General features: G+C 49.0%; 13 protein-coding genes. 3 read left to right on the forward strand and 10 right to left on the reverse strand.

All coding sequences use genetic code 11. From position 1 onward, the window contains the following. Positions 1-636 precede the first annotated feature (636 nt). The 4 genes from map to NG796_RS20245 all read right to left on the reverse strand — a co-directional run bounded on the left by map (position 637) and on the right by NG796_RS20245 (position 3,410). Positions 637-1,470, reverse strand: coding sequence for a type I methionyl aminopeptidase (map, locus tag NG796_RS20230; RefSeq protein WP_261208782.1), 834 nt, complete (start codon positions 1,468-1,470; stop codon positions 637-639). Between the two features lie 175 nt (positions 1,471-1,645). Then, a complete protein-coding gene (locus NG796_RS20235) occupies positions 1,646-2,140 on the reverse strand; it encodes a cupredoxin domain-containing protein (protein WP_261208784.1) in 495 nt (164 codons plus the stop codon). A 305-nt stretch (positions 2,141-2,445) separates the two neighbouring features. After that, a complete protein-coding gene (locus NG796_RS20240; protein ID WP_261208786.1) occupies positions 2,446-2,880 on the reverse strand; it encodes a VOC family protein in 435 nt (144 codons plus the stop codon). Between the two features lie 20 nt (positions 2,881-2,900). Continuing rightward, entirely contained in the window at positions 2,901-3,410 is a 510-nt protein-coding gene (locus NG796_RS20245) for a TIGR02652 family protein (protein WP_261208789.1), read from the reverse strand. A 120-nt stretch (positions 3,411-3,530) separates the two neighbouring features. Between NG796_RS20245 and NG796_RS20250 the strand changes: the two genes are divergently transcribed. Together NG796_RS20250 and NG796_RS20255 are read left to right on the forward strand one after the other, a co-directional pair. Further along, the gene (locus NG796_RS20250; protein ID WP_261208790.1) at positions 3,531-4,088 is read left to right on the forward strand and encodes a gamma carbonic anhydrase family protein; all 558 of its coding nucleotides are present in this window, start codon (positions 3,531-3,533) and stop codon (positions 4,086-4,088) included. Positions 4,089-4,304: 216 nt separating this feature from the next. After that, a complete protein-coding gene (locus NG796_RS20255) occupies positions 4,305-4,430 on the forward strand; it encodes a photosystem II protein Y (protein ID WP_261208794.1) in 126 nt (41 codons plus the stop codon). Positions 4,431-4,656: 226 nt separating this feature from the next. Here the strand turns inward: NG796_RS20255 and NG796_RS20260 are convergent, their stop codons facing one another. From NG796_RS20260 to NG796_RS20275, 4 genes are all read right to left on the reverse strand, one after another. Next, the gene (locus NG796_RS20260) at positions 4,657-6,228 is read right to left on the reverse strand and encodes a cell wall metabolism sensor histidine kinase WalK (RefSeq protein WP_261208795.1); all 1,572 of its coding nucleotides are present in this window, start codon (positions 6,226-6,228) and stop codon (positions 4,657-4,659) included. A 476-nt stretch (positions 6,229-6,704) separates the two neighbouring features. Then, positions 6,705-8,141, reverse strand: a complete 1,437-nt coding sequence (locus NG796_RS20265) for a cyclic-phosphate processing receiver domain-containing protein (RefSeq protein ID WP_261208797.1) — start codon at positions 8,139-8,141, stop codon at positions 6,705-6,707. Positions 8,142-8,214: 73 nt separating this feature from the next. Then, positions 8,215-8,703 (reverse strand): GNAT family N-acetyltransferase, encoded by a 489-nt coding sequence (locus tag NG796_RS20270; RefSeq protein WP_261208798.1) that lies wholly within the window; start codon positions 8,701-8,703, stop codon positions 8,215-8,217. Between the two features lie 48 nt (positions 8,704-8,751). Further along, on the reverse strand, positions 8,752-9,267 hold the full coding sequence (locus NG796_RS20275) for a GUN4 domain-containing protein (protein ID WP_261208801.1): 516 nt from the start codon (positions 9,265-9,267) through the stop codon (positions 8,752-8,754). Between the two features lie 228 nt (positions 9,268-9,495). Between NG796_RS20275 and priA the strand changes: the two genes are divergently transcribed. Beyond that, the gene (gene priA / locus NG796_RS20280) at positions 9,496-12,072 is read left to right on the forward strand and encodes a primosomal protein N' (RefSeq protein ID WP_261208887.1); all 2,577 of its coding nucleotides are present in this window, start codon (positions 9,496-9,498) and stop codon (positions 12,070-12,072) included. Positions 12,073-12,262: 190 nt separating this feature from the next. On the opposite strand, the gene NG796_RS20285 is transcribed toward priA, so the two are convergent. Continuing rightward, positions 12,263-13,264, reverse strand: a complete 1,002-nt coding sequence (locus tag NG796_RS20285; protein ID WP_261208803.1) for a hypothetical protein — start codon at positions 13,262-13,264, stop codon at positions 12,263-12,265. Positions 13,265-13,678: 414 nt separating this feature from the next. Continuing rightward, complete coding sequence (locus NG796_RS20290) at positions 13,679-14,980, reverse strand: hypothetical protein (protein ID WP_261208804.1); 1,302 nt, start codon at positions 14,978-14,980, stop codon at positions 13,679-13,681. Positions 14,981-15,052: the final 72 nt, after the last annotated feature.

The following is a 15,052-nucleotide window of genomic DNA, read 5'->3' on the forward strand; positions in this document are numbered from 1 at the left end:
GCCAAGGGGAGCCTAGATGCAAGTCGGGCTCCCCTCTTTATTGCTTTCGTGTCACTGGCTTAGTCTAAACTCCAGTTAAGACAGACGTCATCATACTATAACCTACTCAATCATATTTTTCCCAGCCGTATCTGTATTTACAATTTCGTTAATCTTCAGAGGGGTTTAAAGAGAGTTAAACATTAACCGCGAATGTAGTCACGGGAGTCCGGGGATACAGTAAGAGAAAGACTACCCGGTTTTTTGACACAATTTGTAACCCGCAGCAACTGTCAGGAGGATAGAAACCTAGTTTTTTGTCCCTAGGATTTAATCCTGTATCAATGCTGGCGGGTCGAACCAGAAACCACCCCAAAAGGCGATCGGTCCAAGGAACAAGTGATCCCCTATTTTTGAAGGGTTGGATCAATCAAGGACTGGGGTACAGGAACGGGAAGACAACCCGGGTTTTTTGATAAAATTTTTGCTGGATTTACACCCAATTTAGGCCAAAACTCCGGCTTCTAGTTGTGCATTTGTGGTGAAGCAGGAGGTTGTAAAAAAGCGCTTTTCTGTGTGCCATCCCGGGGGGTAAGGCGCGATCGCCCAAAAAAAATAGCCTCCATCCGACTGGAGGAGGCAAGTCTAACCGAAGAACTATACCTTGGTGCGATCGGTTAAAATCTCATAACCTTGCTCAGTCACCAAAACCGTATGCTCAAACTGAGCCGACAAGGAATTATCCACCGTCACCGCTGTCCATTTATCCGATAGAATCTTGGTATGGCGGGAACCCTGGTTGACAATGGGCTCGATCGCCAACGTCATCCCTGCACGCAGTTTGACATTGGGCATCTCCCGAGTCCGGAAATTAAACACCGAGGGTTCTTCATGAAGATTTCGACCCACACCATGACCCGTGAAATCTTCCACCACACTAAACCCATTCGCCTTCACACAATCCTCGATCGCACCGGCAATATCCAGCAGATAATTCCCCGCCTTCACTTGCTCAATGCCCTTATAAAGCGATTCTTCTGCCGCCCGAATCAAGTGTGCCGCCTGGGGAGAGGTTTCCCCACCCACAGCGATCGTGATGCAAGAATCCCCATGAAATCCTTCAAAATAAGCGCCGGTATCAACCTTGAGGACATCTCCAAGACAGAGTACCTTTTTTTTATTCGGAATTCCATGCACGACTTCTTGATTAACACTGGCGCAAATCGAAGCGGGAAATCCATGATACCCCTTAAAACTCGGAGTGGCCCCCATTTCCCGAATGCGTTTTTCCGCATAAGCATCCAAGTCAGCAGTAGTCATTCCTGGTTCGACGGTTTCGGAAATTTCTTTCAGGACCGTAGCGACAATTTTGGAGGCTTGACGCATGATATCGATTTCACGGTTCGACTTGAGTTCAATCCCCCGGCGTTGCTGTTTTTTGGCACGCGATTGACTGACGGGCTGAGGCAGTAGATTAGAAAGAATGTTCATCTATGGGATAAGTAACTAGGATATGGACATCAATAAATAAGAAGAAGCGTTGCGCCAGTCGGCGATCGCCCTTGTGCATCTAGGAATCTTTATCTAAGTTAACAGATTATTCACCAATTCCCCAGAAGGTTCTAGGGTAAAGGGTCTCGACTGACCCTTTAGCCGTTCTAGTGCTTTATACCGATTGCGGTCCCGCCGAGATGGTAATCATACCCGTCATACCCGCTTCAGTATGACCGGGAATTGTGCAGCGCAACTGATAGGTCCCCGGTTTGAGGGGGGTTAAGATCCATTCCGCCTCAGCAGTGGGTTTCAGTTCAAGTTCGTGAATCGCCCCTTTAATTTCCACCTTTCCCGCTTCAACTTTGCTAGTCCAACTGGCATCAGCAAAATCTTTAGCGGTGAAATAATGTTTTTGGGGACTGGGATTGTCTAGGACTAATTTATATTGCTTTCCGGCCACAAAATCGAGGCGATCGGGAAAAAACTTTAGCTCATTAGCTGAATTGCCCAAACTGACTTTAATTTCAGTGGCAGATTGAGCCGCCAGAACCGGGGACCCCAACCAACCGAATCCAAGGGCTAGACTGAGCAGCACAGAGAACAGGGTTGGAAAGAATAGACGCGGGAATAGCTTTAAAGGCGATCGCATGATGGGGAGGACAGTCATAGTTTTGAGGAAAATTGCGAACGTTTCCTTACCGAATGTATCATCCCGGGGGAATGGGTGGGGAGGGTGGGGCAGATGGGGAGGAGGGGGAGATGGGGAGGATGGGGGAGATGGGGAGGGTGGGGAGGATTGGGGAAATTCGGCTTCCCCTATCTCCCCTATCTCCCCTATCTCCCCTATCTCCCCTATCTCCCCTATCTCCCCTATCTCCCCTATCTCCCCTACCCTCCCCATCTCCCCTATCTCCCCTATCTCCCCTATCTCCCCTATCTCCCCTATCTCCCCTACCCTCCCCCATCTCCCTGTTAGGATTTTAAAACTCGGATAAATTCCAACGGAAGTCCATCGGTATCGGCAATGAAGGTGACTTCGTAGAGGCGATCGCCGATTTGTTGTTGAGTGGGTTCCAGCAATACTTTTAAGGGGGATAAGTCAGGGTTGGACTTGGTGGCGTCCAAAACCTGCTGTTGTAACTGTTCTAACCAACTGGGTAGATCTGGGGTGGAGTCGGTCAGGTCAAAGGAGAGATGATAATAGCCAGTGTAATGCTCATCTCCAAAGGCATCAGCGGTGGGGCGGGGTTCGGGAATTTGAATTAGTTCAATGCGCCCATTTAAACCTTCCATCCAACAGGCGAGGGTAATGCCTGCGGTAAATCGTTCACAAACTGTAAATCCGAGGAGGGAATAGAAGGCGATCGCCCGATGAATATTTGCAGTCCGGATCGAAACATGGTGCATCTTCCCTGCCTTAGATGGAGTTACTCAAACAATCGGAAATAAGGATAGCGGATGGGAACCCCCGGTTCCTTTTCCAGCTCAAAATTAATCACTTCCCAACAGGGTTCCACCGCTGCCTCGGGGCTGAATTCCACAGGTAAGCCATAGAGTCGCAGTTTTGCTGAATCCGGTTGACCCCGCCAAGGGGAACTGCGTTCTAGGTAGGAACCAATTAGGTTCTGATAGCGTTGGGCAATAATGACTTGAGTAGCCCGATACCCTTGAGTGTAGAGGCGATCGAGGGCTTCATGGATTTCAAAGCGAATCCCATCAGGATGGGTATGTTGCCGATACCACTCATTATTCCACTGACGCCAATGCCGTCCAGACTGGAGGTGAATCAGTTCCCCGGTGGTTGGGTTGGCCTCAAATGCACCATGACGCTGACACAAATAAGTATCCGTCAGAGTCAGTGCGGGAATTGTCTGACGACAGTGGGGACACTGAATCTCTGGGCCGAAGATAGGATACTGCGAAGCTAAATTGATCATGCTATTGGGGGCCAACTTGCTTGGGTTAGGTGCGCCAGGGATTTTGGCTTTATTATAGCGAGGGAGACCTGGGTATTGCTTACAATTTATGGCGATTCCTTAAATAAGGCAAGCTCAATTGTGACAAATCTCAATCAACCTCTCAGGGTTTCCTCGAATTATTGGCCGGTGCCGGATCTGTCTGCGGCGGCTTTTGTTGCGCCGAATGCAACAGTGATGGGCTGGGTGGAGGTGGGTCCCGGGGCGAGTATCTGGTATGGTGCCGTGGTGCGCGCTGATGTGGAAAAAATTATCATTGGCGCGAGTAGCAACATTCAAGATGGGGCGGTTTTACATGGAGATCCGGGAAAGCTGACGGTTTTAGCAGAGTTTGTAACCGTGGGTCATCGGGCGGTAGTGCATGGGGCCTATATTGAACGGGGCTGTTTGGTGGGGATTGGTGCGGTGGTGATGGATGGGGTGCGAGTGGGAACCGGGAGTATAGTGGGGGCTGGGGCAGTGGTCACGAAGGATGTTCCGCCTTATACTCTGGTGGTGGGTATTCCGGCTAAACCCCTGCGTACTTTGTCGGAAGCAGAAGCTGCGGAATTGATTGAACACGCAAGGCGCTATGAGCAGTTGGCGTTGGTTCATGCGGGTAAGGGGACGGATCTGGGCTTTAGGGTGGCGGATTCCTAGGGCTTTGTCCCTCTAAATAATGTAGAGGCGATTCGCTTGGTCGCCTCTACTGGGGATGGGCTAGGGTCCATGCCTGAGTTTTGAGGGGTCTGAGGGTTTCCTGGGCTAATTTGAGCAGAATCGGTGAAAAGGGTTGTTCAAGTGAGCCAATTGATTGCAAAATGTCAGTAGAACTCAGAAAATAAGTTAAGAATTTAAAGAAAAGGGGAATTCACTATGGATTTTGACTGGCGCATACTCATTGTTCTGTTACCCATCATTGGCGCTGGAAGTTGGGCGCTGTTCAATGTTGGTAAAGTGGCGATCGCCCAGATCCAAAACTTTTTGAACAAACAAGCCTAATCGGTTTCACCCGGGGAACCGGGGTGGATACTTCCCTCTTGCGGAGTCGTTTTTTCCCTTGAGCTTGCGGGAGTCCTTGTGGAACTTGAAGAGGGGTTCAGCGGTCATTTCGACCCAGCAGCTTGGACTGCCAATCACGCAAACGCAAACACAAAACTAATCTAAAAGCACCTGAACCCAGGCCACTGAGCTAAGGTTTGGGGGCTTTTTTCTTGTGGCGATCGCCTTAAACGTCAGGCTGGGGGGTAGGTGCGGGTAGCTCAATGGTAAATGAAAAGGTACTGCCTTGACCCAAGGTACTTTCGGCCCAAATCTGCCCGCCATGCTGTTGGACAATTTTTTCACAAATGGTTAGACCTAAGCCGGTCCCTCCATGAGCACGGGAGTCGGAACTATCCACCTGTTGAAATCGCTCGAAAATCTTTTCTAACCGTTCTGGGGGAATGCCGCGTCCACAATCTTTGACCTGGAACAGGATATGGGTGGATTGCACGGATGCTTTCAACCAGACGGTGGAGCCTGGAGGGGAAAATTTGATGGCATTGCTCAGGAGATTGGTAAAGACTTGGATCAGGCGATCGGCATCAGCGGATAAGACGACCTCTGCTGGCTCAACTACAATCGAAACCAAGGCATCTTCAGCTAGGGCCTGTATGGAATCTGCCCCGCGTTGCATGAGTTCTCCCGCATGACAAGGCTGTTTGACGATCGCCTCTTTTCCCGAAGCCATGCGTTCCATATCCAGAATATCATTGAGCAGACGTAAAAGCCGGTCGGAGTTCTCTAAGGCAATGGAGAGCATTCGTTGGGATTTTTCGGGTTGGTTCGCCAGGACCCCACTGGCTAATAGACCCAGGGAACCCCGAATTGAGGTGAGTGGGGTCCGAAGTTCATGGCTGACGATGGAGATAAACTCATCTTTCATCCGTTCGATTTCAATCCGCTCAGTGATGTCTTTGAAGGTTAAGACAACCCCGACTATTTCCCCTTTTTGGCGCAGGGGGGCGCTAATATATTCTACCGGAAAACAGGTGCCGTCTTTGCGCCAAAAGACGCCATCGGTAATAAATTTGACGTTGCCTTGTTTGAGGGTTTCATCAATGGGAAATTCCCCTTTTAAAGGGGAGGGGTGAGGATTAGGGGTCATTCTAAGCAAGAGTTGGACCGGATGACCGATCGCCTCGGCAGGTTCATAACCTAACATTCTTTCGGCAGCCGGATTTAAAAAGGTGAGCTTCATTTGCTCATCCAATCCACAAATTCCCTCTCCAGCGGAGTTTAAGATTAATTCGTTCTGATGGCGCAACCAGGCGAGGGCTTGATCCGGTGGCGGATAATCCGCCGGTTGGGTGCCAATAGTGAAGGCATACAAATCGGCTCGAAGTGCCATGTGTTCGAGGCGATCGCGAATGCTTTGGAGTTCGGTCCGGTTGCTTACGGGCGATCGCGGTGCGGGAATGTCCTGATTCGGCCAGTTTGGTAGGTCGTTACAAGGACAGGACATAGGGGGCATTCCTCTCGTTCTTAGGGGGTGAGGCATGGAACATCGAGGGCAGTCCACAATTTCCCATTCTGATGTCATGAGCTCGGCGACGGTTTCCTCGGTTCCTGTTAGATAACAATGCCCTGACTCTGGCGCTTGTACCTCGAACCATAATTGTTCAAACTCCTGACTGTAGGACTCCCCTGCAATGGTTTCTGTCGGTTTGCGGTCTAGCCCTCCGTTTCTCATCAAGACGCTTTTGCCTAATTGCAGCCAATGAGCAAGATATGCTTTTACTTTAGATGGGGACGCCATAATTCCCTATAACCTTCCATTGTAGAGCTAGACCCTATTAAGGGCTGCTTTTTTAATCAAATCTTAAGATTGGCAGTCTTCCGCCTATCCCCAGTTTAAGAAATTTTAGGGAATCCAGGAGGAATTCATAGCGGGACCTTTGACTCAACAACTCTTTCTGGGCAGTAACCGTAAGGGGGAAAAGGATGAGTTGATCGCGGGGTTCAGAATAGCAAGGAAAAAGGCAGGAGATTGAGGCGATCGCTAAAACGGACAGGGTATCTGTCAAGGGGGACGCTCTAGGGAACTCCGTTGTTCTTAAGTTGCCCCAAAAGGAAGGTTAAGGGTTCAACCTCGAAAGGACTAATTTTAGTTCCACTTTATCCCCGAAGCGAGGCGGGGAATAACAAAACTGGGTAATTCAAGGTTCAAGTTTACCCTAAAATCGCTGGAGTTAACTGACCCATTGGGGTAAAAATTCCCGGTTGGGTTGTCACTCACTCCTGATGGTGGGCGCGCACTTTGTCTCGGAGGCGTTGAGCGATCGCCTGAATGTAACTCATGCCTTCATCATCGGGTTCCATATTACACCGTCGCCAACGGTTTCTCGCTATCAATAAGGCGGTGCGAAGTTCTTGGAATGACTGCGGCAGAATCTGCTTTTTTTGGTAATCTTTAGCACAGCGATGGCCTATTTCTACGCATTCCTCTACCGACTCCCAAGATTCATAGCCATTGAAACTTAAAGCAAAATGATTAAATAATTCCCAACGGGCATGAGTGGAGGGAATATCAGATTCAGTCAGTTGGGTATGTTCAATGGGTTTTAACAGTAAACTCACCAGGGGTAACCAGGCTTTTTCGATCCATTTTAAATCGGGGGAAGCCGTCACCCGCTCGAAAATCCAATGAGTGTCTATTAATTCCATTTCCATGCCAATTTCTGCTTCTTTATTTGAAGTATGAAAAATTAGCGGACATCGGGGCTGTTGCGTCGCCAAATAATCAACGATTTCTCGGCCATTCCCTGGATCAAAAACTTTTTCTTGCAGGGTCCAGCTTTGACCCAGATTATAATCCAAGCTGATTAATAGACATTTTTCTAAATGGACTTTTAACCAAGACAAAAGCTCCGGAGCATTATCAAAACATAATACATATTCCCCGGGAAACTTTTGTTCGAGGTGATGGCGCATTCGGTCAATTCGTTTTTTACTATTATCTAATATTACAATATTTTTAGCTCGACTCAGGCGGTTAAATTGGGGGGTATTGCGCGACACCCAAGCCATTAATTCTAAAGAATTCTTGAAAAACCCACAGGACCAACCGGGAAAGACTTCACCGAGGCGATCGCTGATTAAATTTTGGGCGTCTGGGGTATCATCTAAGATAATAATCATCCGCGATGAAGGTACGGTCTGAGGGTCGCGTTGCGGTGGCTTATCTGGGAGGCGTTCCTCACTAGAATTAGAGCTATGTTTAGCCCTCGATTGGATTAACCGTTTCAGGGTATCGGCCCAATCTGAATCAATCCAATCCCAAGAATCGATCGCTTCTAAGGAGTGAGAGGGGATGACCCTTTCACAGTGCCAATTTGCACCCTTCAACGCCATTTCCATCCCGATTTCGGCATCCCCATTTGAGGTATGGAGAATTACTGGACATTGGGGCAATTGTGTGATCAAGTAATCTACCACCTCGCGACCAATTCCCGGATCAAAAAGTTGGCCGCTGCGTTCCCAACTGGGGCCCAAATCATGGTCAAGACTGAGCAAAAGGCACTCATGTAAGTGTCTTTTTAACCAGGCAATAATATCTGGGGCATTATTAAAAAAAATTGCCGCATAGTCAGGAAATGACTCTTTGAGACGCTTTTCCATTGCCTGAATGCGCCCCGGATCATCTTCTAAAATTGCAATGATTTCATGCATCCCCACCCTCCCCTCAATTGATTTTCCATTATAGGGAGTATTCCCCCGTAGGGGGTCTAACCTATCAGGGGCCTCACCCTCTGTTAACCAGGGCCTCTCCCGTCAGACGACAGATGCGCCAGTCGGGGAGAATTTCGGCCCCTAGGCGACGATAGAAGGCGATCGCCGGTTCATTCCAATCCAATACCGACCATTCCATCCGTCCACAACCGCGATCCACCGCCAATTTTGCCAGTTCCTCAATCAGGGATTTGCCAATCCCTCTACGGCGATAGTCAGGTAATACAAACAGATCTTCTAAGTATAGACCGGGCTGGGTTAGAAATGTAGAATAATTATAGAAAAATAGGGCAAATCCAACAACGGTGCCAGAATATTCCGCAATCAATGCTTCCGCGTAGGGGCGATCGCCAAACAAATGCTCATGTAGTGCCTGGGGATTGCCGGTAACCGCATCGGATAGCTTTTCATAGGCAGCGAGGGCACAAATTAACTCAAAGAGTACCGCCACATCATCCGCAGTGGCAGAGCGAATTCGGATTTCAGAGCAAATTTCAGACATAATCCCGGGAGAGTATTGTGGTATTATTATATCCCCAGGGAAATGGGTTCAAAAATCCGGTTCTTGACAGTCATCCAAGCGGGATGCTAAATTTCCCGCCCATCCCACCCCTAAGCCCTCCTCGGTGTAGAATGGTTGGGCGGGTAAATGTCCCGGCGGTGCGCTTAAATCAAAGATTAACTCCGCATAACTGCGCCATTCTATTCCCCCTGAAACTGCCCATCCGACGGTTTGGGCAAATTGAGCATAATCCTGCTGCTGTTGCTGCCAAATCTGGGACTGGATTGTGAATCCAAAGTGACCCTCGCTAGAGTCCATCCACAGGTGATCAATCAGGCACAGGTCGGCACAAGGAATGTTCAAACTATCATCTTCTGTGAGATAATCCAAACGGGTTAGCCATTGAATATCGGCTTTGGAAAGGGAATCCCCACCTCGCAAGGTTTGGGTAATTTCTAATAGAATGCGCCCGGTTTCGCGATCGCCACGTTCCCATTCCCCCGCGTTTAAAAAGTCCCGCAGTTGCGTATAATTGACTGTCCCAATAATCAGAGAATCTGGCATTATTATCCGGCAACGGGGAGAGGCAATGGACCGCACAGGATGAAGGGAGAAAAACACAAGGGGACGGGTTGATTCATGATTTAAACGACAACAGAGGAAGGTTCAGGGGAAGGGATGGAATTTGGCAATAGACTTGGGGGTGTTTATTATCTTACAATGAAACGAAACGGCTGGATTTCTGGATCAAGACCCGCTACAATTGGGTAGCATAACTGGTGTGAGTCAATGATGCAATACGATATCCCCTGGGAAGATTTAGCGCCGATCGCCCACCTGGTTGCGGAACCGGGGGGCGGTTATGATGCGATCGGGGAGACACCAGGGACAAACCCGGAACCTTCAGGGCGTTGGATCGAGGTGTTGGTAGACTCTCCCGCTTCTGAGACCCCTCTGGATGAAGAACCCCTAAAATTATTTACCTATCGAGTGCCGTCGGGGTTAACAGTGCAACCGGGGGATATTCTCAGTGTGCCATTTGGATCACAACAGTTAGGGGCGATCGCCATCCGGTTTACGGATCAATTACCCGCTGATTTGCCCGAGAGTAAGGTTAAAGAGATTGAAGATGTGGTAGTTTCTGGATTTTTTGCCCGCAACTATTGGCAACTGCTGGAACGGGTGGCGGATTACTATTATACTCCCTTAGTGCGAGTGATTCGGGCGGCGATGCCTCCGGGATTATTTGCCCGATCGCAACACCGAATCCGCCTGACAGCGCAAGTTCCCGCAGGGGGAAAAGAATTTCTAAAAACCATTTCCGCCCAAAAAATCCTCGACCTGTTGCAATCTTCGGGAACGGGAAATTATACCTTACAATATATTCGTAATAAAGTTAAACCGGGAGCAAATTCGGGGTTAAAAGAGTTAAAAAAACGCGGATGGGTGGAAAGTTACTATGAGGCAGGCGATCGCCCTGCGCCGAAACTGCAACAAGCGGTTACCTTGATCGCTAGTTCTTTTCCCCCAGATTTGAGCAAGCGTCAGCGAGAAGTGCTACAAGTGCTTAGGCGACGGGGTGGGGAACTATGGATGACGGAGTTGCTGAAAATCTGTCAGACAAGTTCGGGAGTGGTGAAAAAGTTGGTGGAAAAAGGGTGTGTGGAAATCTACGATCGCGAAGCATTGCGATCGCAAACGCAACCCACCCAGACGCCTGATGTGCCTAAAGTTTTGAATTCTTATCAGCAACAGGCATTAGATGGGATTAATCAGATCGACGGATATGCCCGAGTGTTGCTGCATGGGGTGACAGGTTCGGGGAAAACAGAGGTATATTTACAGGCGATCGCCCCAGTTTTAGCACAAGGAAAATCGGCGATCGTGCTGGTCCCGGAAATTGGTTTAACGCCGCAACTGTGCGATCGCTTCCAAGCGAGATTTGGGGATAAAGTGGTGGTTTATCATAGTGCGCTATCCCAGGGTGAACGGTACGACACTTGGCGACAAATGCTCACAGACACCCCTCAAATTGCGATCGGAACGCGATCGGCCATTTTCGCACCTTTACCCAAGCTCGGCCTCATTATCCTCGATGAAGAATACGACGACAGTTATAAACAAGACCACCCTGCACCTACTTATCACGCCCGGACTGTCGCCCAATGGCGGGCGGAATTATCCAATTGTCCCCTGATTCTCGGTTCGGCAACCCCTTCTTTGGAAACTTGGGTAGAGATTGCGCTTAATCCCACTGAGGGCGATCGCACTCATTATCTACGCTTACCTGAACGCATCGAATCTCGACCCATGCCGCCGGTGGAAGTCGTGGATATGCGCCAGGAATTACGCAAAGGAAACCGTTCCCTATTTAGCGAATCCCTGCAACAAGAGTTAAGTACCCTCCGAGAAACTGGACGACAAGGGATATTATTTATCCATCGGCGGGGACATAGTACCTTTGTTTCTTGTCGCAGTTGCGGGTATGTGATGGAATGTCCCCATTGCGATGTTTCCCTGTCCTATCATCAATTTCAAGAAGGCGGGACGGAATTTCTGCGCTGTCATTATTGCAGTTATACCAGTCGCCCCCCGGAACGCTGTCCTGACTGTGATTCTCCCTATTTTCGGCGCTTTGGCAGTGGCACTCAGCGAGTTATGCAGGAATTGGCGCGGGAGTTTCCTGAGTTGCGCGTGATTCGATTTGATAGTGATACAACTCGCACGAAAGACGCACATCGAATCTTATTGTCTCAGTTTGCCACGGGGGAAGCGGATATTTTGTTGGGAACCCAAATGCTGACGAAAGGGTTAGATTTACCGCAAGTGACCTTAGTTGGGGTGGTGGCAGCGGATGGGTTATTAAATTTAGCGGATTTTAGAGCATCGGAACGCGCCTTTCAAATGTTAACTCAGGTGGCGGGTCGTGCGGGTCGAGGAGATGAACCGGGACGGGCAATTTTACAAACCTATTCCCCAGAACATCCGGTCATTCAGGCGGTGCGAAATCAGGAGTATCACAGTTTTATCCAACAGGAGTTGGAACAGCGAGAGGCGTTGAGTTATCCCCCTTATGGACGGTTGATTTTGTTAAGAATTTCGGGGAGGGATGATTGGACGGTGGAGGATACGGCGGTGGAGTTAGCGCAGGTACTCGGGGGACCGGATGCCTATCTCACCCGAGGATATGAGTTGTTGGGACCGGCACCGGCACCGATTTTGCGGGTTGCCGATCGCTATCGGTGGCAAATCCTACTTAAATTCCCTCCCAATATCCGGGTGGAGTTGCCGATGTTGGAGGAGTTGCGATCGCGCTGTCCCCGAGACATTAGTTTGGCGATCGATGTCGATCCCTTGAATTTGAATTAACGACTGAAGTCGTTTCTTCTACCTGTTTATCATAACAACTTCAGTCGTTTCTTCTATCCAAAGGATAAAGCGGTTATATCAAGTCCGGTTAATCCGTCCTGAACAGCATTTTCTCTTTGAAGGGGAATTAATGACTGAAGTCGTTACGACGAACGGGGGAAATAACTTCAGAGGTTAATTCTATGGGCGTTTACCGAATGGGGACTGCAGGTCGGCGATTACGACGCCACGCATTTGCTAGACCCGCTAAACCGATCAGACCCGGTAACCCCAACAGTCCCCAATTCTTAGCGCGATCGCGGGTTCGGACCGTTTGAGTTGCCGAACGGGTTGTCCTTGGGGTTGTCGTTGTTTCGGTATTGGTACGCTCGATAATGGTGGTACTACCGGGAGTTGTCGTTGTACCCGGTGTGGTTGTACGCGGTGTGGTTGTACCCGGTGTGGTCGTTGCAGGCGGTACAATCAGTGTAGTTCCCGGAGTTGTGCCGGGAGTTGTGCTAGGAGTTGTACCGGGAGTTGTCTGTGGAGTTGGGGTTGTACTGGGAGACATCATCCCGGGACTGGTAGTCGTCCCTGGAGTTGTACCAGGAGACATCATCCCCGGACTGGTCGTCCCCGGAGTCGTCCCTGGAGTTGTACCAGGAGACATCATCCCTGGACTGGTCGTCCCGGGAGTCATCCCTGGAGTTGTACCTGGAGTGGTTGTCCCGGGAGTTGTCATACTCGGAGTTGTATCAGGAGTGGTTGTCCCGGGTGGAGTTGTCATACTCGGAGTTGTACCGGGAGTGGTTGTCTCGGGAGTTGTACCTGGGGTGAGAGTGTCATCGGTTTGAGTGGGATCAGACTCAAACGTTCCCGGGGGTGGAGTGCCCTCCGGTGTTGTGGTATAAGGGTCGGTGGTCTCAGGATCGGTGGTCTCAAAATCCGTGGTTCCTTCTGGGTCCGTTGTTTCGGGGGTGGTTAGACCCTCAGGATCCGTAGTATAAGGGTCAGTATCGGTATAAGAAGGGTCAGTATTCTCCAAATCGGTGGTTCCCTCGGGATCAGTCCCCGCTGGTGCAGTGGGGGAAGTCGTTCCCATGCCATCGGGTGAGGTTTGCGCAAAACTGGGGAGATTGAATAAAGGCACAGTGACGACACTCAAGGTACAGGCACTTGCCAAAACTATTTTAGAGAGATTAACAGGTTGCATGGTTATGTTTTGTTGAGATTGACTGAGTAATTTAGGGTCGCTTGTTAATTGGACTGAGAACCCGTTCTCATTACAGGGGAATGCACCACTGAAAATATAGGTTGGAGACTCGGGAATCTAAGGGATGAAAACTGGGTTAGTCTTGTTTTAGAGTAAGACATCAAAAGAGGGGTTGCCAATCCTCTGTAGGCATATTTTTGATCATGCGATCACTGGGGATGGAGGCGTCAGAAGAGTCTGAGGATTTTTTTTAGGAATTCCCAAGAGAATTCAGGGGGGAGGATTACTGCGATCGCCTAAGCATTCCTGTCAGTTAGGACTAATTGGGTGATGGGGACCGTTGACCTCTTCCTTCCGATAGATTTACCTTGAATCCCTGGTATGAAAAGTGCGGTGGGAAAATTGAGGGGAGGTTCAACGCGGCGATCGCCAGCGATTTAATCCCATCCAACTCACCCCTGCAAACAGAATTCCTAGGAAAAGACTCACGAACAAGACTAATCCATAATTGAATCCCATCTGAGTTGGGGTGACTTCACTGGGGGATTCGGATAGCGATAGTTTGGATATTGCCTCAGTCCCAGAAATGGCCGATGCAGTGCTTGTCCCGACTCCCATTGCAGCAGCGGCGATCGCATTTTCCAACCGGCGATCGCGTTCTTGCTGTTGAGCGCGTTTCAGCACTACTGCGATGTCTTTTAAAGATTGTTCTTGTCTCTGTAATCCCATTTTAAATCCCCGCCATTGTTGTTCGAGTTCTGCTTGATATTGGGGGGCGATATAATCTCTAAATTCAACCCAAACTTTCAAGTCACTGGTTGCAATTTCATCCTTGAGTTGCTCTTGAATCCGGTTTAAGCGTTTCTCATAATTTCTTAAAGAGGTAGTTAACGCCTCGCGTTGGGTTTCTAATCCGGTCAATCCCGCGTGATGGTGCGCTAAAATGAGCCGATTTTGAGACCATTGGGATTGGAGATTCGGTAAATTTTGAAGGTTTTCCCAGGACGCGGGTAGGAGTTGGGGAAGTTCGGATAAAATTGAACTAGGTCTGAAAATGCCTTGTTCTTCTAATGCGGTTTTGATGCGTTGGCTATTGCGATAAGCTGACCCAATTTCATGGCGATGAAGAAATAACCACAACCACTCGGCATATAAGTCAGTGACTCGCTTTAAAGCAGATTTGGAGGGACAAATACAAATTAAAATGACTTCAAGTTCGGGGTCAGGATTCTTCCCATCTTGGGGAGATTCCCGGACTTCATATAAGGAACAATTCAGCAATTTACTAGGATGAAAAGCTGGAACAGCTTTTGAGGGATAAAACCCTTGATAGGCGGCGTGAGCCGCTTGAAAATGAGCGGAATCGGAGCGACTGTTGACATAGCCTAAAATTAGCCAAGTTTTGCCTAAATTGGCAGAAACATCAAGAGTTTGGCGAAAGCGAGATAAGAGGGTAATTTGGGAAGTTTCGTCAGAATGAGGCATCAATGCCACCATCAGACTCTGGGTATCTCCTACGCCATAGCGGAGGTAAAACCCTTGTCCATCTGGGTTCTGAAACAGATAATCCCGATCGCCGGGTTGATTTGCCTCCCGCTGAATTTGCAGGCGATCGCGTAAAGCATCCCACTCTTTCCCATTTCCCTCTTCAGAACTGGGAATCTGTCGGTCATAAGCAAATAAAAAGAGTTGAGGGTAACTTAAATAAGTTTGCATGAGTATTCCAACCTTTTTTAAACAAATTTTTTGAAATTTTATCAGGTTTTCAAATGATTATTAATAATAAAC

It is taken from the genome of Laspinema sp. D2d (assembly GCF_025370755.1).
GTDB lineage: Bacteria > Cyanobacteriota > Cyanobacteriia > Cyanobacteriales > Laspinemataceae > Laspinema.

Coding starts and splice junctions, on each gene's coding strand:
- NG796_RS20260 (WP_261208795.1), bottom strand. CDS start 6,228: ATGGCGTCCCCATCTAAAGTAAAAGCATATCTTGCTCATTGGCTGCAA.
- NG796_RS20265 (WP_261208797.1), bottom strand. CDS start 8,141: ATGCATGAAATCATTGCAATTTTAGAAGATGATCCGGGGCGCATTCAG.
- priA (WP_261208887.1), top strand. CDS start 9,496: ATGCAATACGATATCCCCTGGGAAGATTTAGCGCCGATCGCCCACCTG.
- NG796_RS20285 (WP_261208803.1), bottom strand. CDS start 13,264: ATGCAACCTGTTAATCTCTCTAAAATAGTTTTGGCAAGTGCCTGTACC.
- NG796_RS20290 (WP_261208804.1), bottom strand. CDS start 14,980: ATGCAAACTTATTTAAGTTACCCTCAACTCTTTTTATTTGCTTATGAC.
- map (WP_261208782.1), bottom strand. CDS start 1,470: ATGAACATTCTTTCTAATCTACTGCCTCAGCCCGTCAGTCAATCGCGT.
- NG796_RS20270 (WP_261208798.1), bottom strand. CDS start 8,703: ATGTCTGAAATTTGCTCTGAAATCCGAATTCGCTCTGCCACTGCGGAT.
- NG796_RS20235 (WP_261208784.1), bottom strand. CDS start 2,140: ATGACTGTCCTCCCCATCATGCGATCGCCTTTAAAGCTATTCCCGCGT.
- NG796_RS20245 (WP_261208789.1), bottom strand. CDS start 3,410: ATGATCAATTTAGCTTCGCAGTATCCTATCTTCGGCCCAGAGATTCAG.
- NG796_RS20255 (WP_261208794.1), top strand. CDS start 4,305: ATGGATTTTGACTGGCGCATACTCATTGTTCTGTTACCCATCATTGGC.
- NG796_RS20275 (WP_261208801.1), bottom strand. CDS start 9,267: ATGCCAGATTCTCTGATTATTGGGACAGTCAATTATACGCAACTGCGG.
- NG796_RS20240 (WP_261208786.1), bottom strand. CDS start 2,880: ATGCACCATGTTTCGATCCGGACTGCAAATATTCATCGGGCGATCGCC.